The sequence below is a fragment of the Pseudomonas sp. ACN8 genome (genome assembly GCF_002303925.1).
Lineage (GTDB): Bacteria > Pseudomonadota > Gammaproteobacteria > Pseudomonadales > Pseudomonadaceae > Aquipseudomonas.
Genome location: NZ_MRCS01000017.1, coordinates 35,151 through 57,305, shown reverse-complemented (window position 1 = coordinate 57,305; position 22,155 = coordinate 35,151). Strand labels below are relative to the sequence as shown.

Here is a 22,155-nt window from a genome sequence, read left to right as displayed (position 1 = left end):
TGGCCCGGATTTTTTGTTATTCAGGCGTAAACTAGCGATGCGACCTCATCAAAAGGAGCCGTCTATGAACGCCGATCAAATGAGCAAGCAGGCACCTGTGGACACGGCTGTCTGGGATCGATATTTCTGCGCTGCATTGATTGCCGAAAGCAATCTGACTGCTCCGATTGTGGGTGGGGCTACCCACGAGGACAGGCAGAACCTGTTGATCGAGAGGGCCAGAACCCTCGCGGATAAAATGATGCAAAACCGAAGATAACCAGAGCCCAGCCGTCGCGCTGGGCTCTTTGCCGATGCGGGGTCATGCACCGATGCCGGCGAGGTGCGCTTCGTGGATCAAGCGATCAGCTCTACCTTGCCGCTCGCCAGGCGATAGATACCGCCCACGATCTTCAGCACGCCTTTGCTCTGCGCATCGGTCAGCAATGGTGAGGCCTGCTTCAGGCTGTTGACCGAATTCTTGACGTTTTGCGCGGTGGCGTTTTCCATCAGGTTCCCGGGCTGCTTGAGTACTGCCTCGACTGCCGACTTGAGTGCCTCAGTCAGTTTCGGGATATGCCCGGGGAAAATCGTCTGATCCTTGACGGCCTTGATACCGGCCTCGATGGCGCCGCAGCTCTCATGCCCGAGTACGAGAATCAGCGGGGCGCCCAATACGGCAACTCCGTATTCAAGACTGGCCAAGCCTTCCGGGGTAACGAAGTTGCCCGCGACGCGAATGGAGAAAAGATCGCCGCGCGCGGTGTCGAACGCATATTCCGGGGCGATCCTCGAGTCAGAGCAACTCAGCACGGCCACGAACGGATTTTGGCCGGACACCAGGGCCTCTCGCTCTGCCTTGAAATCGTGCGTTGTGGAAGTACCGCCTACATATCGTGCATTGCCCTCCATCAGTCTTTGCAACGCCATGTCGGGATTGATTACGTTTTGAGGTTTGGGTGGGGCTGACGCTTTTTCGGCTGCCTGGATGATCTTGCCGGGCAGTGTGCCGGTCAGCAGCAGGGCGCCTGCGCTCAATCCGGCAAATTGAAGAAAACGACGACGGCCTGTTGTGTTTGAAGCAGAGCTTGAATCACATGATTCACACATGATTTTGTTTACTCAGTTCAATGCGGTGGGAGTGAGTTGCTGTTGGGGCGGGTATTGCCGCGGACGCTCAGTACCAGCGCAGTGGAGTCTAGTTGGTCTGTCATATTCTGTTTCGGGCATTGTCCGCGGATGCCGTGCACGCAGTCATTTCATGGGCTACTACTGACAGGCTCAAACAACTTCGACCTGGCAGGAGTTTCTCGATGCTGACTCACTGGTTTCTGGCGGCGGTTCATCTTCTGGCATTTGCCCTGGGGTTTTGGGCCGTGTTGGTTCGAGGCACGGCTTTTCGGCGTTTGGCCGATGGAGCCGCAGAGGTGCGCGGTGTTCTGATGGCGGACAATATATGGGGTATCTCAGCTGTCGTTTTATTGATCAGTGGGGGGGTGCGAGCGTTTGGCGGGTACGAGAAAGGCACGGACTATTACCTGCATCAGCCGCTGTTTCATCTGAAGATGACGCTGTTCGTCCTGATCTTGCTGCTGGAAATCGCACCCATGGTGACGCTGATCAAGTGGCGAATAGCGCTTGCCCGTAAAATGGCGATCGATACCGGCCGTGCGAAGCTGTTTGCACGGATCAGTCATATCGAGGCGCTGCTGGTGCTGCTGATGGTGGTGGCGGCGACGGGCATGGCGCGAGGCGTGATGCTGGGTTGATCGCGCAGTGAACGCATCCTTCCCTGGGGTAAACCAGAAAAGTCTGACAGCAATGGAGTGAGGCTTGCCGCTAGTATCAGCCCCTGGGGTTTGGGTGGGGGCGAAAGTGCAAAGCGATGGGGTACTGAATCTTTAGCCAGCCGTGATTCCGGACTGAACGGGCTGGCTACTGACTGCAACAGGATTCAGGATTGCGGCTTTTCCGGGGCGGTCAGGCCGGCCTGAATGCGCTGGTAAATCTCTTCACGATGCACTGCAACGTCCTTCGGAGCGTTGATGCCGATCCTGACTTGCTGGCCGCTTACGCCGAGGATGGTGATCGTAATGTCATCACCTATGTTTATGCTTTCACCGACTTTGCGGGTGAGTATCAGCATGGTCTTCTCCTTGATTGCTTTGTGGGGCACCTGATTCGGACAGTGCAGAGGTCGGTGTTATGTATAGATTAGTGCGAAGTCTCGCGGTTTGGGTGCCTCATTCTGACGCGCAGATGCGGCATTAATTCCCAAGGCGTAACTATACAGAGGCCGCAACCATCATTCTCGTTGTTTTAAGCCCATTTTACGGCACTCGTGAAGTATTCATGGGTGTTAAAATCGCCGCTTTATGCATTTGGAGGGAAGCGTCGTGCGCAAAATGGTTTTGGTCATCGCGATATTGGCACTGGCGGGATGTGGCGAGGGCAGCAGTGTGGATGCGCCAAAGCCCAAGCCGGCCATGGCTGTCGTGCCTGCGCCAGTGTCCGGCCCGCAATGGGATCTTGAAGTGCGAGGTGAAACCCCTCAGGCGGTCAGCGATTTGAGTGGCTGGCTGATCGAGCACAGCTTCATGTCCAGCGTCGTCAAGGAGAATGGCAATACCCGAATCCTGATGGGGCCGTTCAATTCGAAAGCCGAGGCCGAAGCCAAACAGGATGAAGTTCGCGCGGCGCTCACTCGCTCGAAGAAACAAAATATCGAATTGCTGGTGCTTGAGCGTCCAGCCGCTCTATAACGTAGCGCAGACGCTGGAGATACAAAAAAGGCCTCGGGTGTTTAACCTCGAGGCCTTTGTCGTTTCAGGTGTCCCGTTCCGGATTCAGCCGCAGGCCTTCATGTCTACCGGGCCGACGAACTCGTTGCCGCGTCCCATGACGCACCCCACGCTCTGGTTGCGTTGGCGCTCCCAGGCCTGTACCGGATAGGTCTTGTCCCAGGCTTCATACAGTTGCCGATCCTGTTTCGACAGACGCAAGCCGTATTGCTTGCTCATGTAGAAGTAGGTCCTGGCGATCATGCCGCGAATGGAAGGGCGGGGCATGACTTTCTTGGCCTTGAAGTCGACCTGGGTCAGGCAGGAACCATATTGCCCCGACTGCTCGGGCAGCCAGCCGAAGCTGAAGTTGCTGCGATCGCCATTGACTTCGCCAATGCTGGGCACCAGGTTGTGCAAATCAGCCTCGGCCTTCTGGTAAACCGGGTCGTAGCGGGTGCAGTTCTTGCGGCCGCCCTGTTGCCAGCATTGGCGTTGATGGCCGATTTGCCAGGCCGGAACAATATGCTCCCACTCGATGCGGGCTGCACGTTTGGCATTTTTACGGGGCACATAACCGCAGGCGGCAAGGTTCACCCGGTTGCCGGTGTACTTGCAGCCACAGTAAAACTCGGTGGACTGGGGCGCGTAGAGCGTCCAGGCGACCTTTTTCGCTTCGGTGAAGGTGCGCGGCGCGTCGGCATGCGCGCCCATGACAAAAAACAGAAACAGCAAAGCAAACCAGCGGACACTCATCGACTCAATCTTCCTTCGGCACAACCCAGAAAATCTGCACGCCGCCATCGTCGCGATAAGCGAGGGTGACGTTGTCGTTCTCGTCGATTTCTTCCAGCAAGCGTTCCCATTCATCCACCGGTTCGTCAGGCAGGCGGAAGATCAGTGCTGCCCTGGCCTTTTGTGCGGTGGGAGAGTTGATGATTTTCTGAACGCGCAGGCCCATGCGTACATAGGTGTCAGGAGAGTCAGAGGTGGTGTCCACAGAATTATCCTTATTAAGCTGTACGTGCATACAGTATTTAACTGTAGGCCATTTCGCAACTGCTTAAAAACCAAGAAAATCCTCTGACAGCGATTTGTTCCGTTTGGCGTAAGGCGAAGGAAGTTTTTTTGTAAGATCCAGCGGCAGCCACTCGCCAAGGCTGGCGAGTGGCGCACGGGGTGCCCGACCGGATCGGTCAGGCGAGGGCGAATCAGTATTCCCAGAACATCCGTTGCAGCTCTTTGCTGTCATTGGTTTTGGTCAGCGCGACCATTGCCAGGATCCGGGCCTTTTGCGGGTTCAGATCGTGAGCCACGACCCAGTCGTATTTATCGTCAGGCTGTTCGGCGTTGCGCAATACAAAGCCGCCGGCGTTGACGTGGGAGGAGCGAATGATCTGCACGCCGTCCTTGCGCAGGGCTTGCAGGGATGGAACTACCCGCGACGATACCGAGCCATTGCCGGTGCCTGCGTGGATGATGGCTTTGGCGCCGGATTGAGCCAGGGCCTTGTAGGCAGTGTCGCTGACATTGCCGTAGGAATAGGCGATCTCGACGTCAGGCAGGCTCTTGATGGTCTTGATGTCGAACTCGGAATCCATGGTGTGGCGCTTGGCTGGCAAGCGGAACCAGTAGGATTTGCCTTCTACCACCATGCCCAGCGGACCCCAGGCGCTTTTAAACGCTTCGGTCTTGATGTTGATCATTTTGCTGACGTCGCGACCCGACTGGATTTCATCGTTCATGGTCACCAGCACGCCTTTGCCTCGCGCGTCCTTGCTGCTGGCCACGGCCACCGCGTTGTACAGGTTCAGCATGCCATCGGCGGACATCGCGGTACCTGGGCGCATGGAGCCCACGACGATGATCGGCTTCTCGGTTTTTTCCACCAGGTTCAGGAAGTACGCCGTTTCTTCCAGGGTGTCGGTGCCATGGGTGATCACGATGCCATCGACGTCTTTGCTGTCGGCCAGTTCGGCTACGCGGCGACCCAGTTGCAGCAGGTTTTCGTTGGTGATGCTTTCGGAGGCGATTTGCATGACCTGTTCGCCGCGAACATTAGCCAATTGGCTCAGTTCAGGAACGCCGGCGATCAACTGTTCAATGCCGACTTTCGCCGCTTGATAGGTCGCGCTGTTGGCGGCGCTGGCCCCCGCGCCGGCAATGGTGCCGCCCGTGGCCAGGATCACCACGTTGGCCAGTTTCTGTTGGGTTTCGGCTTCTTTGGCCTGAAGGGCGGTGGGCAGAAGCAGCAGCAGGGCCAAGGCGCCCGGAACAAAGGTCTTGAGTGCAGATGTCATTATTTTTCTCTTCTAGTTGTGAGACGGTGCAGATGCAGGTTCATCTAGATACGCCCCGGGCGAATCTGAATGCCGGAGGTGCGAGAGGAAGAGCAGGATCTGTACCAGTAATGTCGTGAATCGAAAAACTCGTTTAAGTTAATGATTTGTAACGATATTTATGTTTGTAGCCAGCCCGGTTTCGGGGGCGGGGCGTCCGGAATGCCGAACATGTTTAACTTTCGCGTTCGGCTCTCCGAAACGGATCGCGGTCTTGTTTAAGATTTCAACGGATCAAATCATCACTGACGACTCAAGAAACGCCCGCGCCGGTCGATGCTCCTTCAAGGGATCTTTTTCTTCAGGAGTTCACATGTCGTTATCTGTTGGCATACCCAATGCCGCCGGCGTCACCATCGGTGGCAAATCGGCCACTACCCTTCGCGCCTTGAGCGACGCAGCAGCTGATGCGGCCGCCCAGGCGCTGGGTACAAAGAAAAGCGATGGCACTCAGGTCAAGACGGGCCCGGTAGGTCTGGGGGAGAGCGCCGGCGCACAGGCTGAATCGCAAACCAGCGATAACACCAGCGTTGCGGTGAAGGTCTTGCTCAAGCGTCTGAAGGAGTTGCAGCAGCAATTGCGCGAGCAACAGCAGCAACTGGCGCAAACCCAGGCAGCGTCCTATCCAACCCCGGAAGCCAAGACCACCGCGGTAGCGGCCATTCAGGGGCAGGTTGCCGACACCAACGGCGCCATCCTGCAAGTGAGCGCAAGCCTGATCAAGGAGCTGGCCAAGGGTTCCGGCACGGGAACGGTGGTCAACACCACGGCATGAATTGAATGCCGTTTTTTTGCCAGGCATCTCTGAAAGCGCATTTCAGGTCGTTGACAAATACAGGCAGGGTTCGCATAGTTTGGTTAACGCAAACGTTTGCGCGGCTCCAATGATGGCTTTTCATCGCGGTGGGCCGTGAAGCTTACGCCAGCGCAAGCGTTGCTCACAATAATCATAAGATCGGAGTGAACCCATGAAGCTGCCATTCGCTGGACGTCTTCTCGCTGTCGCTATGCTGGCTGCCGCATCCGCTGCACTGCCTGTCTCTTCGGCCTTTGCTGAAACCGCTGAAAAACCGAAAGTCGCTCTGGTCATGAAATCCCTGGCCAACGAGTTCTTCCTGACCATGGAGGACGGCGCCAAGGCCTACCAGAAAGATCACTCCGGCGAATTCGACCTCATCTCCAACGGCATCAAGGATGAAACCGACACCGCGGGCCAGACGCGCATCGTCGAGCAGATGATCCTGGCCAAGGTCAATGCACTGGTGATTGCACCGGCAGACTCCAAGGCCATGGTCCCGGTGATCAAGAAAGCCATCGATGCCGGTATCACCGTGATCAACATCGACAACCAGTTGGACCCCGCTGTCGTCAAAAGCAAAAACATCAATGTTCCGTTCGTAGGCCCGGACAACCGCAAGGGCGCACGGCTGGTGGGCGATTACCTGGCCAAACAGCTGAAGGCCGGTGACGAAGTCGGCATCATCGAAGGTGTGTCCACCACCACCAATGCCCAACAGCGGACCGCAGGTTTCAAGGATGCGATGGAGGCGGCGCAGATCAAGGTCGTGTCCCTGCAATCCGGTGACTGGGAGATCGACAAGGGCAACAAGGTCGCTGCATCGATTCTCAGCGAATATCCGCAAACCAAGGCCCTGTTGGCCGGCAACGACAGCATGGCGGTCGGTGCGGTGTCTGCGGTGCGCGCCGCGGGCAAGGCCGGCAAGGTGCAAGTGGTCGGCTACGACAACATCAATGCCATCCAGCCAATGCTCAAGGATGGCCGTGTGCTGGCCACCGCGGACCAGTTTGCGGCCAGGCAGGCGGTGTTCGGCATCGAGACTGCATTGAAGATTCTCAAGGGCGAGAAGGTCGAAGGCGGCGCCAATGGCGTGATCGAAACGCCGGTTGAACTGGTCACCAAGTAACCTTCTGGCGACGCAACGGCGCTCGTCCAGCCGGACGAGCGCATGGAGAGTTTTTATGTCAGTTTGCGCTCCGAACGCTGTCCTTTCGGTCAGCGGTATCGGCAAGACCTACGCCCAACCGGTCCTGGCCGGCATCGACCTGACGCTCATGCGCGGGGAAGTGCTGGCGTTGACCGGCGAGAACGGTGCGGGCAAAAGCACGCTTTCGAAGATTATTGGCGGGCTGGTCACGCCGACCACCGGCCAGATGCGGTTTCAGGGGCAGGACTATCGTCCGGGTAGCCGGGCTCAGGCTGAGGCGCTGGGTATCCGCATGGTCATGCAGGAGCTCAATCTGCTACCGACCCTGTCGGTGGCGGAAAACCTGTTTCTCGACAACCTGCCCAGCAAGGGCGGCTGGATCAGTCGCAAGCAGTTGCGCAAGGCCGCCATCGAGGCCATGGCGCATGTCGGGCTCGACGCCATTGACCCGGACACCCTGGTCGGCGAACTGGGTATCGGCCACCAGCAAATGGTCGAGATCGCCCGTAACCTGATTGGCGATTGTCATGTGCTGATTCTCGATGAGCCGACCGCGATGCTCACTGCCCGCGAAGTCGAAATGCTGTTCGAGCAGATTACCCGTCTGCAGGCTCGCGGCGTATCGATCATCTACATCTCCCATCGCCTCGAAGAGCTGGCGCGAGTCGCGCAGCGCATTGCCGTGCTGCGCGATGGCAACCTGGTCTGCGTCGAGCCGATGGCCAACTACAACAGCGAGCAACTGGTCACGCTGATGGTCGGCCGCGAGCTCGGCGAACACATCGATATGGGGGCGCGCAAGATCGGCGCTCCGGTGTTGACGGTCAAGGGCCTGAGCCGTGCCGACAAGGTTCGCGACGTGTCGTTCGAAGTCCGTGCCGGAGAGATTTTCGGCATTTCCGGTTTGATCGGCGCGGGGCGCACCGAGTTGCTGCGTCTGATCTTCGGTGCCGATATCGCCGACAGCGGCACGATTGCCCTGGGGGCGCCGGCGCAGGTCATCAATGTGCGCTCGCCGGTGGATGCGGTCGGGCATGGCATCGCGTTGATCACTGAAGATCGCAAGGGCGAAGGCCTTTTGTTGACGCAGTCGATCGGCGCCAATATCGCCTTGGGCAACATGCCCGGCATCTCCAGAGCGGGCTTTGTCGACAACGATGGCGAAAACGCCCTGGCCCAGCGTCAGATCGATGCCATGCGCATTCGCAGCTCCGGTCCGGCACAGTTGGTGTCCGAGTTGTCCGGCGGTAATCAGCAGAAAGTCGTCATCGGCCGTTGGCTGGAGCGCGATTGCTCGGTGCTGCTGTTCGACGAGCCGACACGCGGCATCGACGTCGGCGCCAAGTTCGATATCTACAACCTGCTCGGCGAATTGACCCGCCAGGGCAAGGCGCTGGTGGTGGTCTCCAGCGACTTGCGTGAGCTGATGCTGATCTGCGACCGGATCGGCGTGCTGTCGGCCGGGCGCCTGATCGATACATTCGATCGCGACAGCTGGACCCAGGATGAGTTGCTCGCCGCTGCTTTTGCGGGCTACCAAAAACGTGATGCGCTGCTTAACGAAGCCGCGCCTAGGGATCTTCCATGAATACCGCTTCTTACGCCGGCAAACGCAGTGGCAACTTCTACGGCCTGGGCACCTATCTGGGCCTGGCGGGTGCCTTGTTGGCGATGATCGTGCTGTTCTCGGTGCTGAGCAGTCACTTTCTGTCCTACGATACCTTCAGCACCCTGGCCAACCAGATTCCGGACCTGATGGTGCTGGCGGTCGGCATGACCTTTGTGTTGATCATCGGTGGCATCGACCTGTCGGTTGGCTCGGTGCTGGCCCTGGCGGCTTCGACCGTGAGCGTGGCGATTCTCGGCTGGGGCTGGGGCGTGCTGCCGGCGGCGCTGCTGGGCATGGCCGTCGCGGCGCTCGCCGGTACCGTCACCGGCTCGATCACGGTGGCGTGGCGGATTCCGTCGTTCATCGTGTCCCTGGGCGTGCTGGAAATGGCCCGTGGGGTGGCGTACCAGATGACCGGTTCGCGTACGGCCTACATTGGCGATGCGTTCGCCTGGTTGTCCAATCCGATCGCCTTTGGCATTTCACCGTCGTTCATCATTGCCTTGCTGATCATTTTCATCGCCCAGGCCGTGTTGACCCGCACGGTGTTCGGTCGCTACCTGATCGGTATCGGCACCAACGAAGAGGCGGTGCGGTTGGCGGGGATCAATCCCAAGCCTTACAAAATCCTGGTCTTCAGCCTGATGGGGTTGCTGGCCGGTGTTGCCGCGTTGTTTCAGATTTCCCGCCTGGAAGCCGCCGACCCGAATGCCGGCTCCGGCCTTGAGCTGCAGGTGATCGCCGCCGTGGTGATCGGCGGCACCAGCCTGATGGGCGGTCGCGGTTCGGTGATCAGTACGTTTTTTGGCGTCCTGATCATTTCCGTGCTGGCTGCGGGGCTGGCGCAGATCGGGGCAACCGAGCCGACCAAGCGCATCATTACCGGCGCGGTGATCGTGGTGGCGGTGGTGCTGGACACTTATCGCAGTCAGCGCGCAAGCCGGCGGACCTGAGTCATGGCGACTATCAAAGATGTGGCAGCCCTTGCCGGCATTTCCTACACCACGGTTTCCCATGTGGTGAACAAGACCCGCCCGGTCAGTGAAGAAGTCCGGATCAAAGTCGAAGCGGCCATCCAGACCCTCGACTACGTTCCCAGCGCGGTGGCCCGTTCGCTCAAGGCCAAGACCACGGCGACCATCGGCCTGCTTGTCCCCAACAGCCTCAACCCGTATTTCGCCGAACTGGCCCGGGGTATCGAGGATTACTGCGAGCGAAACGGTTACTGCGTCATCCTGTGCAACTCCGACGACAATCCGGACAAGCAGCGCAGCTACCTGCGTGTGCTGCTGGAAAAACGCATCGACGGCCTGATTGTCGCCTCGGCCGGTGGTGACAGTGGCCTGGTACAAGGGCTCAAAGGCGTCCGCACACCCATGGTGATCGTCGACCGCGGACTGGACGGTATCGATGCGGACCTGGTGCGCATCGACCATGAATACGGCGCGTATCTGGCGACCCGGCACCTGTTGGAGTTGGGGCACCGGGATATCGCCACGATCAGCGGGCCGGAAAACACCAGTGTGGCGCAGATGCGGCTGGCGGGTTATCGCCGGGCCTTGAAAGAGGCGGGCGTCGAAGTCTCTCCCGAGCGCATGCTGGAAAGCGATTTCACCAGCACCGGCGGCTACAGCGCTGCCGCGACTCTGCTGGAGGGTAATCCGCCCACCGCCATTTTTGCCGCCAACGACATGATCGGCATCGGCGTGCTGCGGGCGGCCGCCGAGCGCAATATTCGCGTACCGAGCGAGTTGTCGGTGATCGGCTTCGACGATATCCAGATGAGTCGGTATGTCTATCCGTCGTTGACCACGGTCGGGCAATCGATCCTGCAACTCGGCGAAATGGCCGCCGAAGTGCTTTTACGGCGAATCGCCACGCCGGGCCTGGCGACCGATCAGCGGATCGTGACGCCGAGTATCGTCATCCGTGAATCGACGGCGCCGCTGGCCGGCGTGTTTGACCACTTCCGTTGAAAATAGAAAGCCGTTGAAAGCAGAAAGCCGCTGAATCCACAGCGCCGCCGAAACAGACTCGATGAGTAGCAATGTATGCCAGCAAAAGTAGTGGTAATAGGCAGTTTGAACATGGACCTGGTGACCCGGGCACCACGCTTGCCCAAGGGCGGCGAAACGCTGATAGGTCAGTCGTTTACCACCGTCTCCGGCGGCAAGGGCGCCAATCAGGCCGTGGCTGCGGCGCGGCTGGGAGCTCGGGTGTCGATGATCGGCTGCGTGGGCAATGACGCTTATGGTGAGGCGCTGCGCGGGGCGTTGTTGGCCGAGCAGATCGATTGCCAGGCGGTGAGCACCGTTGATGGCTCCAGCGGCGTGGCATTGATTGTGGTCGACGACAGCAGTCAGAACACCATCGTGATCGTCCCCGGCGCCAACGGTGAATTGACCGCTGAAGCCATCGACCGTTTTGATTCGGTGATACAGGCGGCGGACGTGCTCATCTGTCAGCTGGAAGTGCCCGATGCTTCTGTTGGCCATGCGCTCAAGCGCGGCCGCGAGCTGGGCAAGACGGTCATCCTCAACCCGGCACCGGTCAGCCGCCCGTTACCACCGGACTGGTACGCGTCCATCGATTACCTGATTCCCAACGAAAGCGAAGCATCGGCCCTGAGCGGTCTGTCGGTGGACTCCCTGGACACCGCACAAGCCGCGGCGACCCGCCTGATTGCCCTGGGCGCCGGCAAGGTGATCATCACCCTCGGCGCGCAAGGTTCGCTGTTTGCCGATGGCCAAGGCTTCGAGCATTTCCCCGCGCCCGTGGTGAAGGCTGTCGATACCACGGCGGCCGGCGACACGTTTGTCGGCGGTTTCGCTGCGGCACTGGCTGCGGGTCAAGATGAGGCGCAGGCGATTCGCTTCGGGCAGGTGGCTGCGGCGCTGTCAGTCACACGTGCTGGCGCACAACCTTCGATTCCCGCCTTGAGCGATGTACAGGCGTTTAAAGCCCCATGAAAAAGACCCCTCTGCTCAACATTGCGCTGTCGCGGCTGATCGCTTCATTGGGACATGGCGACATGGTCGTCATCGGAGATGCGGGGCTGCCGGTTCCTCCGGGCGTTGAATTGATCGACTTGGCCCTGACCCATGGCATTCCGGATTTTGTCAGCACCTTGAAGATCGTGCTCAGTGAGATGCAGGTTGAAAGCCATGTGCTGGCTCAGGAAATCTTCGATAAAAAGCCGTCGGCCCTGGTGGCGCTGGAAGCGCTGAACGGCGAAGGCGAGTTGGGGCGGCGTGAAGTGCTCACCCATGAACAATTCAAGGTCCTGAGCCGACAAGCGAAGGCGATTGTTCGTACAGGCGAATGCCAGCCGTACTGCAACATTGTGCTGGTCGCCGGCGTTACGTTTTGACGGGCTGTCCGCGTTTTTGATGTTCCATGCACAAGGAGTGCGCCATGTATCGCTATGCTCAGAAACTGCATCCACTGCTCCGGAGCCTGCTGCTTTTGTCCCTGATGACCGTAACCAACGCCCACGCGGCACCAAAGATTGATCTGATCATCGACACCGATCCGGGGGCTGACGACGTTGTTGCCCTGTTGTTCGCCCTGGCATCGCCAGACGAACTGAATGTACGGGCATTGACCACCGTTGCCGGCAACGTTCGCCTGGACAAGACCTCGCGCAATGCGCGACTGGCCCGAGAGTGGGCGGGGCGCGAAGAGGTGCCGGTCTATGCGGGGGCGTCGAGGCCCCTGATGCGCACACCCATTTACGCCGAGGACATTCATGGCAAGGAAGGGTTGTCGGGCATTGCCGTGCATGAGCCCAGGAAAGGTCTGGCCAAGGGCAGCGCTATCACTTATCTGATCGACACCCTGAAATCTGCCGAGCCCCACAGCATTACCATCGCCATGCTGGGCCCGCAGACCAACCTGGCCCTGGCGCTCATCCAGGAGCCGGGCATCGTCCGGGGGATCAAGGAAGTGGTGGTCATGGGCGGAGCGCATTTCAACGGCGGCAATATCACGCCGGTGGCCGAGTTCAACCTGTTCGCCGACCCGCAAGCAGCCGAAGTGGTGCTCAAGAGTGGTGTGAAGCTGACCTACCTGCCGCTGGATGTGACCCACAAGATCCTTACCAGCGAAGCGCGCCTGCAACAGATTGCCGCGCTGAATAACAATGCCAGCCGTCTGGTGGGCGATATTCTCAATGAGTACATCAAGGGCGACATGGAGCACTACGGCATTCCAGGCGGCCCGGTGCATGACGCCACGGTTGTCGCTTACCTGCTCAAGCCGCAATTGTTCAGCGGTCGTTCGGTCAACGTGGTGGTCGACAGCCGCGAAGGACCGACCTTTGGACAAACCATCGTCGACTGGTATGACGGCTTGAACGCGCCAAAGAACGCCTTCTGGGTAGAAGGCGGCGACGCACAGGGCTTCTTCGATCTGCTGACCGAGCGTCTGGCCCGTCTGAAGTAAGCATCATCTCCCGCAGGTGCTTGCCTGCGGGCTTCACTCCCTCGCGCTAACCGCTTCGGTCTTTTGGTCCGATAGGTGTTTCTCGAAAATCTGCTCGATGAACGATTGGGCGGCTTCGGTTCCAAGGTCCCTGACCAGAAGGTCGATACCGATAATGGCGAGCTCTTCCGTGCTGCTTGGGCTGTAGGAGCTGTGGCCGTCTTGCCACTTGGCCTTGATGTCGGCGTCGATGCTTACGGTGGTCATGATGGCGCTCGTGAGGTCGGGGAAGTCTGAGTGCCGAGTTAACCATTTTGCGGGGCTTTTGACACGTCGACTTAGGCATGAAAGGAGGGCTGTGCGACACTTGGTCTCTGACGAATATTCAAGGAACGCGCTGTGCAGATCGATTTGAACTCCCCGGATGGCCTGACCCTCGAGGCGGTGCGTCAGTTGCTGGCCGGCGCCAGTGACGATGAGCACACCCAGTTGCGGGTCACCAAAGGCGGCATTGCCTACATCTCCTCGGGTGTCGTGGGCGGTACCGATATCGACGGGTTGTTGTTCCGGCTCGAAACCTGGGCCAAGGGCTCCGGTTATGTCGGGCGGGTCGCGGCCAGCGATGAAGTCTGGGTCATGCAAATCTTCAATGCCTTGAAAGAGAACTGGCCCAATCCGCCTTACGACTATATCGACGTCTATTGAGCGTCGTTCATATTCAGTCACGATTCAGTGATTAAGGGCAGGGCGACGCTCAGGCAGAATCGCGGCTCGTCCGGATCATGGGCAGGGTGCTGCCTGTGAAACCAAACGCCAGTCTGGTTGTCGCACGATCTCAGCTTAATCATTGAAAAAGGAGGCTTCATGCCTTGGAAGCGCGCGTCATTGGGTACTTTGTTGGCCGTTGCCACGCTGGCCGGTTGCAGCACTCCCTCTACGGAGTCGGCAACAACGGATGTTGCGACGACTGACACGGGTCACAGTCGCTGTGAGGCAAAGGCTGCCGAATTCACCATCGGCAAACAGGCGTCGCCGCAACTGCTCGAGCAGGCGCGTACCCGCGCAGGGGCGCAAAGCGCAAGGTTCCTGCTGCCAACCGATATGGTGACGCTGGAGTACCGCTCCGATCGCCTGAACCTGAACACCGATGCCGGCCGGGTAGTGACCCGCGTCAACTGCGGCTGATCGCCCGGTTTTTGTTTCACCCATAAAAAACCCCGTCACATGGACGGGGTTTTTTTAGTGCGCCTGGAAATTACTCTGGGCGAACTTGAGCAGCTTGCATACCCTTTTGGCCTTTCTCAGCCACGAAGGAAACAGTCTGGCCTTCTTTCAGGCTTTTGAAACCGTCGCTTTCGATAGCTTTGAAGTGTACGAACAGGTCGTCACCGCCACCTTGAGGAGTGATGAAGCCGAAGCCTTTTTCATCGTTGAACCATTTAACGGTGCCGGTTTGGCGATTAGACATGGTGTATCTCCAAGAAACATATATTTTCAGTAGTACTGTGCTGCTCAGGCCAACTGGGCACACCCGGGTATCATAGTCGAAATGTTCGCTTTGGGAGCCCCCCGGGCGAGCTGTTTGCCTTGCTGTTGAGCGGTCTTTGGTGCTTCTTATCGCTGGAAGCCCCGTTTTAAAAGGCTTTCAGCCGAAAGAAAAGACGAAAAAAAAGCTGTAAAACCTTCAAAAAATGTCAGGCAAAGCGACATTCGGCCTGTTTTTCGGTCATTGCAGGTGAAAAAATCAATGGGAGAAGCTTATTTCTTCGCCCCGGCATCCACCCTGCAAGTGGCGATTTTCTGCATCGCCTTATTTCCCAGTTCTTGACTTGCCGTGCCGTCCATCAATGCCTGAAGGTCTTTGGCAGGATAGGATTTGAGCTGATCGGCGCCGCAACCACAGACGGCTTTTGCCTTCGCATCACCGATCTTTTGTGCCGCTGCAGGGACGCATTGCGCCATGTATTTCTCGCGCTCACCCTTTGGCCAATCGGCATGGGCGGCCAGTGGCAGCAGCAGAACGATGGGTGCGACTACGGCGAACAAACGGTTCAGACGCATGCTGGGATGCTCCTTGTGGGTCGATGACGTGTTATCTGAGGGGCGAAGCGGTGTTCAAGTTCAGCACTCTGGCATAAAAATGCCCGATTTGCCCCCGCACGGAGTCTGCGTGCATCGACGACCGTTCATCTGTGCTAGCATGCCTCGCTCGGGCGTTTGCAGGCTCCGACGGACCTTCAGTCCCGGTGGCGGCAGATGCACGATTAACCCTGATTTGAATCCCAGTCACTCTGGTTCGGTTTTCCGGTTGGCCGCAAGGCTCCTGCCGCTGTAAGGCAGGCGTTCGTCATTGAATGGCCTGGACCGGATCTTGTACTGGCTCATCCCAACCCACGTGACCTTTGGTAGGGGTCACCACTAGGAGAGGAGGCGCCATGCCAACTATTACTCTTCCCGACGGCAGTCAACGTTCATTCGATCACCCGGTTTCCGTAGCCGAGGTCGCCGCATCCATCGGTGCAGGCCTGGCCAAGGCCACCGTTGCCGGCAAGGTCGATGGCAAGCTGGTCGACGCCAGTGACATCATCGACAGCGACGCGTCGCTGCAAATCATCACGCCAAAGGATGAAGAGGGGCTGGAGATCATTCGCCACTCTTGCGCCCACCTGGTTGGCCACGCGGTCAAGCAGTTGTACCCGACCGCCAGGATGGTCATCGGTCCGGTCATCGATGAAGGTTTCTATTACGACATCGCCTTCGAACGTCCTTTCACCCCGGACGACCTGGCCGCCATCGAACAGCGCATGCAGCAGCTGATCGAGAAAGATTACGACGTGATCAAGAAAGTCACTCCGCGCGCCGAAGTGATCGAAGTGTTCAAGGCCCGTGGCGAAGACTACAAGTTGCGCCTGGTCGAAGACATGCCGAATGAGCAGGCCATGGGCCTGTACTATCACGAAGAATACGTCGACATGTGCCGCGGTCCGCACGTGCCGAACACGCGTTTCCTGAAATCCTTCAAGCTGACCAAGCTGTCCGGCGCCTACTGGCGCGGTGATGCCAAGAACGAGCAGTTGCAGCGCGTCTACGGCACCGCATGGGCGGACAAGAAGCAGCTGGCGGCTTACATCCAGCGCATCGAAGAAGCTGAAAAGCGCGACCACCGCAAGATCGGCAAGCGCCTGGGCCTGTTCCACACTCAGGAAGAAGCGCCGGGCATGGTGTTCTGGCACCCGAACGGCTGGACTTTGTACCAGGTGCTCGAGCAGTACATGCGCAAGGTTCAGCGTGACAACGGCTACCTGGAGATCAAAACGCCGCAAGTCGTTGACCGCAGTCTGTGGGAGAAATCCGGGCACTGGGCCAACTACGCCGACAACATGTTCACTACCCAGTCGGAAAACCGCGACTACGCGATCAAGCCAATGAACTGCCCTTGCCACGTGCAGGTGTTCAACCAGGGTCTGAAAAGCTACCGCGAGTTGCCGATGCGCCTGGCCGAATTCGGTGCATGCCACCGTAACGAGCCATCGGGCGCCTTGCACGGCATCATGCGCGTGCGTGCGTTCACTCAGGACGACGCCCACATCTTCTGCACCGAAGAGCAGATGCAGGCCGAGTCCGCCGCGTTCATCAAGCTGACCATGGACGTCTACGCCGATTTCGGCTTTAAAGATGTCGAGATGAAGCTGTCCACTCGTCCGGAAAAACGCGTCGGTTCCGACGAGCTTTGGGATCGCGCCGAAGCTGCACTGGCCGCAGCCCTTGATAGCGCGGGCCTGCCGTACGATCTGCAACCGGGCGAGGGTGCGTTCTACGGTCCGAAGATCGAATTCTCGCTGAAAGATTGCCTCGGTCGCGTCTGGCAATGTGGTACCCTGCAGCTCGATTTTAACCTGCCTGTCCGTCTGGGAGCCGAATACGTCTCCGAAGACAACAGCCGCAAGCACCCGGTCATGTTGCACCGGGCGATCCTGGGGTCCTTCGAACGTTTCGTCGGAATCCTGATCGAGCACTACGAGGGCGCGTTCCCCGCGTGGCTGGCTCCGACCCAGGCAGTGGTGATGAATATCACTGATAAACAGGCTGATTTTGCCGCCGAAGTGGAAAAAACTCTCAACGAAAGCGGGTTTCGTGCCAAGTCTGACTTGAGAAATGAAAAGATCGGCTTTAAAATCCGCGAGCATACGTTGCTCAAGGTTCCTTATCTCCTGGTTATCGGAGATCGGGAAGTCGAGATGCAGACTGTCGCTGTGCGTACTCGTGAAGGTGCTGACCTGGGCTCGATGCCCGTCGCCCAGTTCGCTGAGTTCCTCGCGCAAGCGGTTTCCCGGCGTGGTCGCCCAGATTCGGAGTAATTATTATTAAGCGTGAAATGAGACAAGATAAACGAGCTGCACCGAAAGCCCCGATCAACGAGAATATCTCGGCACGCGAGGTTCGGTTAATTGGAGCTGAAGGTGAACAGCTCGGGATTGTGTCAATTGAAGACGCGCTTCTTAAGGCTGAAGAGGCCAAGCTGGATCTGGTGGAGATTTCCGCCGATGCAGTACCACCTGTTTGCAAACTGATGGACTACGGCAAATCGATCTTCGAAAAGAAGAAGCAGATTGCTGCGGCCAAGAAAAACCAGAAGCAGATCCAGGTTAAAGAAATCAAGTTTCGTCCAGGGACGGAGGAAGGGGATTACCAGGTAAAACTGCGCAACCTGGTACGTTTCCTGAGTGATGGGGACAGGGCCAAGGTATCCTTGCGATTCCGCGGCCGTGAGATGGCCCACCAGGAGCTGGGGATGGAACTCCTCAAGCGAGTTGAAGGTGACTTGCTCGAGTACGGTTCGGTCGAACAGCATCCTAAGATGGAAGGACGCCAGCTGATCATGGTCATCGCCCCGAAAAAGAAGAAGTAATCAACAGGGCACGGCAGGCCTTCTGATTATGTTTATCAACTGAATGCGGAGTATCCGAACATGCCAAAAATGAAGACCAAAAGTGGTGCTGCTAAGCGGTTTCTGAAAACTGCTAACGGTATCAAGCACAAGCACGCTTTCAAGAGCCACATCCTGACCAAAATGTCGACCAAGCGTAAGCGTCAACTGCGCGGTAGCAGCTTGCTGCATCCGTCTGACGTGGCAAAAGTCGAGCGCATGCTGCGCCTTCGTTAATTTTAGTCAAGAATAGAGGAAGTAACTCATGGCTCGTGTAAAGCGTGGCGTCATTGCCCGTAAGCGTCACAAAAAAATTCTGAAACTTGCTAAAGGCTACTACGGCGCACGCTCCCGCGTATTCCGTGTTGCCAAGCAAGCGGTAATCAAGGCAGGCCAATACGCCTACCGTGACCGTCGTCAGAAAAAACGTCAGTTCCGCGCTCTGTGGATCGCTCGTATCAACGCTGGTGCTCGTATCAACGGTCTGTCCTACAGCCGTTTCATCGCCGGCCTGAAAAAAGCGTCCATCGAGATCGACCGTAAGGTTCTGGCTGATCTGGCAGTGAACGAAAAAGCGGCGTTTGCTGCGATTGTCGAGAAAGCTAAAGCCACCTTGGCTTAAGTACCCCCGACAGTCACCCGGCCTCGCATCTGTGGGGCCAGGTGTTAAACGTCATAAATAGGGGAAGAGCCTTCAAGCTCTTCCCCTATTTTGTATCTGGAGTCTGTACATGGAAAACCTGGATGCGCTCGTCTCTCAAGCACTAGAGGCTGTGCAAAGCGCTGAAGATATCAATGCCCTGGAGCAAATCCGGGTTCACTACCTTGGCAAGAAGGGTGAATTGACTCAGGTGATGAAGACCCTGGGGAATTTGCCGGCAGAAGAGCGTCCGCAGGTCGGTGCGCTGATCAACGTTGCCAAGGAGCGTGTCACAGAGGTCCTTAATGCGCGCAAGGCATTGTTTGAAGAAGCCGATCTGGCTGCCAAACTCTCCGCCGAGTCCATTGACGTGACCCTGCCTGGCCGTGGTCAGACCTCCGGTGGTCTGCATCCGGTTACCCGCACTCTGGAACGCGTCGAACAGTTCTTCACCCGTATTGGCTACGGCATCGCCGAAGGCCCTGAGGTCGAAGACGACTATCACAACTTCGAAGCGCTCAACATCCCAGGCCACCACCCGGCCCGGTCGATGCATGACACCTTCTATTTCAATGCGAACATGCTGTTGCGCACCCATACCTCGCCGGTACAGGTCCGCACCATGGAGTCGAAACAGCCGCCGATCCGCATCGTCTGCCCAGGCCGCGTATACCGCAGCGACTCCGATATTACCCACTCGCCGATGTTCCACCAGGTCGAAGGCCTGCTGATCGATCGCGACATCAATTTCGCCGACCTCAAAGGCACCATCGAAGAATTCCTGCGGGTGTTCTTCGAAAAGGAACTGGCGGTGCGTTTCCGTCCTTCTTACTTCCCGTTTACCGAGCCATCCGCTGAAGTCGACATGGAATGCGTGATGTGCAGCGGTAAAGGCTGCCGCGTCTGCAAGCAGACCGGCTGGCTGGAAGTGATGGGCTGCGGCATGGTTCACCCGAACGTGCTGCGCATGTCCGGGATCGACCCGGAAGAGTTCTCGGGCTTTGCCTTCGGCATGGGCGTAGAGCGTCTGGCCATGCTGCGTTACGGCGTGAACGACTTGCGTCTGTTCTTCGACAACGACTTGCGGTTCCTCGCGCAATTTCGCTAGTCGTAACGAATTCTTAGGAGAGCAGGATGAAATTCAGTGAACAATGGCTGCGTGGCTGGGTTAGCCCGCAGGTAAGTCGCGATGAGCTGGTTGCTCGTCTGTCGATGGCCGGTCTTGAGGTCGATAGCGTTACGCCGGCCGCCGGTGTTTTCAGTGGCGTGGTCGTTGGCGAGGTGCTCAGCACCGAGCAGCACCCGGACGCCGACAAGCTGCGCGTGTGCCAGGTCAGCAACGGTTCGGAAACCTTCCAGGTTGTTTGCGGTGCGCCAAACGTGCGCCCGGGCCTGAAGATTCCTTTCGCCATGATCGGTGCCGAGCTGCCAGGTGACTTCAAGATCAAGAAGGCCAAGCTGCGTGGCGTTGAGTCCAACGGCATGCTGTGCTCGCAATCCGAGCTGCAGATCGGTGAAGGCAATGACGGTCTGATGGAACTGCCGGCCGATGCGCCGGTAGGTAAGGATTTTCGTGTTTATCTGGACCTGGAAGATGCCAGCATCGAGGTCGACCTGACCCCGAACCGTGGTGACTGCCTGTCCCTGGCCGGTCTGGCCCGTGAAGTCGGTGCCCTGTACGCCGCTGCGGTGGTTCGTCCGGTGGTGGCTTCGGTTCCTGCCGCCCACGACGAAGTGCGTTCGGTTGAAGTACTGGCGCCCGCCGCGTGCCCGCGCTACCTCGGTCGTGTGATTCGTAACGTCGACCTGTCCAGGCCTACGCCGCTGTGGATGGTTGAGCGCCTGCGTCGTGCAGATGTGCGCAGCATCGATGCTGCCGTCGACATCACCAACTACGTGATGCTGGAACTGGGTCAGCCGCTGCACGCCTTCGATCTCGCCGAAATCAACGGTGGCATCCGTGTGCGCATGGCCGAAGACGGCGAGAAGCTGGTGCTGCTCGACGGTCAGGAAGTCAGCCTGCGTAGCGATACGCTGGTGATTGCCGACCACTCCCGTGCACTGGCCATCGCCGGCGTCATGGGTGGCGAGCACAGCGGTGTTAGCGCGACCACCCGTGATGTGTTCCTGGAAAGTGCCTTCTTCGATCAGATCGCCGTAGCAGGCAAGGCCCGTTCCTATGGCCTGCATACCGATGCGTCCCATCGCTATGAGCGTGGCGTGGACTGGCAACTGGCCCGCGAAGCCATGGAGCGCGCGACTGGCTTGCTGCTGGAAATCACCGGTGGTGAAGCGGGTCCGATCATCGAGACCGTCAGCGAACAGCACCTGCCGAAAATTGCTCCGATCACCCTGCGTGCCCAGCGCATTACCCAGATGCTGGGTATGGAAATGGATTCGGCCGAAGTGGAGCGTCTGCTCAATGCCTTGGGCCTGACCATTACTGCCGACGGGGCAGGGCAGTGGCGTGTGGACGTGCCAAGCCATCGCTTCGACATCAGCCTGGAAGTCGACCTGATCGAAGAGCTGGCACGCCTGTACGGCTACAACCGTTTGCCGGTTCGTTATCCGCAAGCGCGTCTGGCGCCGCAAGCCAAGGCAGAGGCGCGTAGCGACCTGCCTGAACTGCGTCGCCTGCTGGTTGCCCGTGGTTATCAGGAAGCAATTACCTACAGCTTCATCGATCCGAAACAGTTCGAACTGTTTAATCCGGGTGTGGAGCCGTTGTTGCTGGCCAATCCGATTTCCAATGACATGGCTGCCATGCGTTCGTCGCTGTGGCCGGGTCTGGTCAAGGCGCTTCAGCACAACCTGAACCGTCAGCAGGATCGCGTGCGCTTGTTCGAAAGCGGCCTGCGTTTCGTGGGTCAGCTTGAAGGTCTGAAGCAAGAGCCGATGTTGGCGGGTGTTGTTTGCGGCAGTCGCCTGCCGGAAGGCTGGGCGCAGGGGCGCGATACCGTCGACTTCTTCGACGTCAAGGCTGACGTGGAAGCGGTGCTGGGCTTCGCCGGTGCCCTGGATGCGTTCACTTTCGTGCCGGGCAAGCACCCAGCGCTGCACCCGGGTCAAACCGCGCGCATCGAGCGTGACGGTCGTCTGGTTGGCTTCATTGGCGCTATCCACCCTGAATTGTCGAAAACCCTCGGTCTCGACCGTCCGGTCTTCGTCTTCGAGCTGGTTCTGGCGGAAGTGGCGTCGGGCAAAATGCCAAAATTCCACGAGTTATCGCGCTTTCCTGAAGTGCGTCGTGACCTTGCACTGATTGCGCATAAAGACGTTGCAGCCACGGCTGTACTGGACGTAATCCGTGAAAATGCAGGCGAATGGCTGACAGACCTCAGGCTATTTGACGTGTATCAGGGTAAAGGCATTGATCCTGATAGAAAAAGCCTCGCAGTCGGCTTGACCTGGCAGCATCCATCGCGCACTCTTAATGACGATGAGGTGAATACCGCAACGCAAAACATCCTCACCTCGCTCGAACAAAGGTTGAACGCCACGTTAAGGAAGTGA

27 protein-coding genes are annotated in these 22,155 nt (G+C 58.3%); 19 read left to right on the top strand and 8 right to left on the bottom strand.

Features of this window, described 5'->3' with window-relative positions:
• The first annotated feature begins 64 nt into the window (after window positions 1-64).
• Window positions 65-259, top strand: coding sequence for a hypothetical protein (locus BSF44_RS11815; RefSeq protein ID WP_095943661.1), 195 nt, complete (start codon window positions 65-67; stop codon window positions 257-259).
• 77 nt (window positions 260-336) lie between these two features.
• Here the strand turns inward: BSF44_RS11815 and BSF44_RS11810 are convergent, their stop codons facing one another.
• Entirely contained in the window at window positions 337-1,089 is a 753-nt protein-coding gene (locus BSF44_RS11810) for a carbonic anhydrase (RefSeq protein ID WP_095943660.1), read from the bottom strand.
• A gap of 203 nt (window positions 1,090-1,292) precedes the next feature.
• Between BSF44_RS11810 and BSF44_RS11805 the strand changes: the two genes are divergently transcribed.
• The gene (locus tag BSF44_RS11805) at window positions 1,293-1,748 is read left to right on the top strand and encodes a DUF2214 family protein (protein WP_095943659.1); all 456 of its coding nucleotides are present in this window, start codon (window positions 1,293-1,295) and stop codon (window positions 1,746-1,748) included.
• Between the two features lie 185 nt (window positions 1,749-1,933).
• Here the strand turns inward: BSF44_RS11805 and csrA are convergent, their stop codons facing one another.
• The gene (gene csrA, locus BSF44_RS11800; RefSeq protein ID WP_007975691.1) at window positions 1,934-2,125 is read right to left on the bottom strand and encodes a carbon storage regulator CsrA; all 192 of its coding nucleotides are present in this window, start codon (window positions 2,123-2,125) and stop codon (window positions 1,934-1,936) included.
• 250 nt (window positions 2,126-2,375) lie between these two features.
• On the opposite strand from csrA, the gene BSF44_RS11795 reads away from it, so the two are divergent.
• On the top strand, window positions 2,376-2,741 hold the full coding sequence (locus BSF44_RS11795; RefSeq protein WP_095943658.1) for a penicillin-binding protein activator LpoB: 366 nt from the start codon (window positions 2,376-2,378) through the stop codon (window positions 2,739-2,741).
• Between the two features lie 84 nt (window positions 2,742-2,825).
• Here the strand turns inward: BSF44_RS11795 and BSF44_RS11790 are convergent, their stop codons facing one another.
• The 3 genes from BSF44_RS11790 to BSF44_RS11780 all read right to left on the bottom strand — a co-directional run bounded on the left by BSF44_RS11790 (window position 2,826) and on the right by BSF44_RS11780 (window position 5,059).
• On the bottom strand, window positions 2,826-3,515 hold the full coding sequence (locus BSF44_RS11790; protein ID WP_095943657.1) for an endonuclease: 690 nt from the start codon (window positions 3,513-3,515) through the stop codon (window positions 2,826-2,828).
• A gap of 4 nt (window positions 3,516-3,519) precedes the next feature.
• Window positions 3,520-3,789, bottom strand: coding sequence for a DUF1654 domain-containing protein (locus BSF44_RS11785; protein ID WP_095943656.1), 270 nt, complete (start codon window positions 3,787-3,789; stop codon window positions 3,520-3,522).
• Window positions 3,790-3,970: 181 nt separating this feature from the next.
• Window positions 3,971-5,059 carry an asparaginase gene (locus BSF44_RS11780; RefSeq protein WP_095943655.1) on the bottom strand — a complete coding sequence of 363 codons (1,089 nt, stop codon included), beginning with the start codon at window positions 5,057-5,059 and terminating at the stop codon, window positions 3,971-3,973.
• A gap of 352 nt (window positions 5,060-5,411) precedes the next feature.
• On the opposite strand from BSF44_RS11780, the gene BSF44_RS11775 reads away from it, so the two are divergent.
• From BSF44_RS11775 to BSF44_RS11740, 8 genes are all read left to right on the top strand, one after another.
• Entirely contained in the window at window positions 5,412-5,873 is a 462-nt protein-coding gene (locus BSF44_RS11775) for a hypothetical protein (RefSeq protein ID WP_095943654.1), read from the top strand.
• A 193-nt stretch (window positions 5,874-6,066) separates the two neighbouring features.
• Window positions 6,067-7,023 carry a sugar ABC transporter substrate-binding protein gene (locus BSF44_RS11770; protein ID WP_095943653.1) on the top strand — a complete coding sequence of 319 codons (957 nt, stop codon included), beginning with the start codon at window positions 6,067-6,069 and terminating at the stop codon, window positions 7,021-7,023.
• A 55-nt stretch (window positions 7,024-7,078) separates the two neighbouring features.
• Complete coding sequence (locus BSF44_RS11765; RefSeq protein WP_095943652.1) at window positions 7,079-8,632, top strand: sugar ABC transporter ATP-binding protein; 1,554 nt, start codon at window positions 7,079-7,081, stop codon at window positions 8,630-8,632.
• Entirely contained in the window at window positions 8,629-9,606 is a 978-nt protein-coding gene (locus BSF44_RS11760; RefSeq protein ID WP_095943651.1) for an ABC transporter permease, read from the top strand. The genes BSF44_RS11765 and BSF44_RS11760 overlap by 4 nt, the downstream gene beginning before the upstream one ends.
• Before the next feature lie 3 nt (window positions 9,607-9,609).
• Window positions 9,610-10,629 carry a LacI family DNA-binding transcriptional regulator gene (locus BSF44_RS11755; protein ID WP_095943650.1) on the top strand — a complete coding sequence of 340 codons (1,020 nt, stop codon included), beginning with the start codon at window positions 9,610-9,612 and terminating at the stop codon, window positions 10,627-10,629.
• A gap of 75 nt (window positions 10,630-10,704) precedes the next feature.
• Window positions 10,705-11,622 carry a ribokinase gene (gene rbsK / locus BSF44_RS11750; RefSeq protein ID WP_095943649.1) on the top strand — a complete coding sequence of 306 codons (918 nt, stop codon included), beginning with the start codon at window positions 10,705-10,707 and terminating at the stop codon, window positions 11,620-11,622.
• The gene (gene rbsD / locus BSF44_RS11745; protein WP_095943648.1) at window positions 11,619-12,023 is read left to right on the top strand and encodes a D-ribose pyranase; all 405 of its coding nucleotides are present in this window, start codon (window positions 11,619-11,621) and stop codon (window positions 12,021-12,023) included. Before rbsK ends, rbsD begins: the two co-directional genes overlap by 4 nt.
• Before the next feature lie 44 nt (window positions 12,024-12,067).
• Window positions 12,068-13,096, top strand: coding sequence for a nucleoside hydrolase (locus tag BSF44_RS11740; protein WP_095943647.1), 1,029 nt, complete (start codon window positions 12,068-12,070; stop codon window positions 13,094-13,096).
• Between the two features lie 33 nt (window positions 13,097-13,129).
• Here BSF44_RS11740 and BSF44_RS11735 read toward each other — a convergent pair whose 3' ends face one another.
• Window positions 13,130-13,342 carry a hypothetical protein gene (locus BSF44_RS11735; RefSeq protein WP_095943646.1) on the bottom strand — a complete coding sequence of 71 codons (213 nt, stop codon included), beginning with the start codon at window positions 13,340-13,342 and terminating at the stop codon, window positions 13,130-13,132.
• Window positions 13,343-13,474: 132 nt separating this feature from the next.
• Here BSF44_RS11735 and BSF44_RS11730 point away from each other — a divergent pair, with 132 nt between their 5' ends.
• Window positions 13,475-13,780, top strand: a complete 306-nt coding sequence (locus tag BSF44_RS11730) for a hypothetical protein (RefSeq protein WP_007975706.1) — start codon at window positions 13,475-13,477, stop codon at window positions 13,778-13,780.
• A 159-nt stretch (window positions 13,781-13,939) separates the two neighbouring features.
• Window positions 13,940-14,260, top strand: coding sequence for an I78 family peptidase inhibitor (locus BSF44_RS11725; protein ID WP_095943645.1), 321 nt, complete (start codon window positions 13,940-13,942; stop codon window positions 14,258-14,260).
• Between the two features lie 70 nt (window positions 14,261-14,330).
• Here BSF44_RS11725 and BSF44_RS11720 read toward each other — a convergent pair whose 3' ends face one another.
• Window positions 14,331-14,543 carry a cold-shock protein gene (locus tag BSF44_RS11720; protein ID WP_003179963.1) on the bottom strand — a complete coding sequence of 71 codons (213 nt, stop codon included), beginning with the start codon at window positions 14,541-14,543 and terminating at the stop codon, window positions 14,331-14,333.
• Between the two features lie 290 nt (window positions 14,544-14,833).
• Window positions 14,834-15,136 (bottom strand): hypothetical protein, encoded by a 303-nt coding sequence (locus BSF44_RS11715; RefSeq protein ID WP_095943644.1) that lies wholly within the window; start codon window positions 15,134-15,136, stop codon window positions 14,834-14,836.
• Between the two features lie 374 nt (window positions 15,137-15,510).
• On the opposite strand from BSF44_RS11715, the gene thrS reads away from it, so the two are divergent.
• From thrS to pheT, 6 genes are all read left to right on the top strand, one after another.
• Window positions 15,511-17,433: a threonine--tRNA ligase gene (thrS, locus tag BSF44_RS11710; RefSeq protein ID WP_095943643.1), complete on the top strand. Its 1,923-nt coding sequence runs from the start codon at window positions 15,511-15,513 to the stop codon at window positions 17,431-17,433.
• Window positions 17,433-17,984, top strand: coding sequence for a translation initiation factor IF-3 (gene infC / locus BSF44_RS11705; RefSeq protein WP_172435341.1), 552 nt, complete (start codon window positions 17,433-17,435; stop codon window positions 17,982-17,984). The genes thrS and infC overlap by 1 nt, the downstream gene beginning before the upstream one ends.
• Window positions 17,985-18,044: 60 nt before the next feature.
• Entirely contained in the window at window positions 18,045-18,239 is a 195-nt protein-coding gene (gene rpmI, locus BSF44_RS11700; RefSeq protein ID WP_002553160.1) for a 50S ribosomal protein L35, read from the top strand.
• A 28-nt stretch (window positions 18,240-18,267) separates the two neighbouring features.
• Window positions 18,268-18,624: a 50S ribosomal protein L20 gene (gene rplT, locus BSF44_RS11695; RefSeq protein WP_007905879.1), complete on the top strand. Its 357-nt coding sequence runs from the start codon at window positions 18,268-18,270 to the stop codon at window positions 18,622-18,624.
• A gap of 109 nt (window positions 18,625-18,733) precedes the next feature.
• Entirely contained in the window at window positions 18,734-19,750 is a 1,017-nt protein-coding gene (gene pheS / locus BSF44_RS11690) for a phenylalanine--tRNA ligase subunit alpha (protein ID WP_007975711.1), read from the top strand.
• A gap of 26 nt (window positions 19,751-19,776) precedes the next feature.
• Entirely contained in the window at window positions 19,777-22,155 is a 2,379-nt protein-coding gene (gene pheT, locus BSF44_RS11685; protein ID WP_095943642.1) for a phenylalanine--tRNA ligase subunit beta, read from the top strand.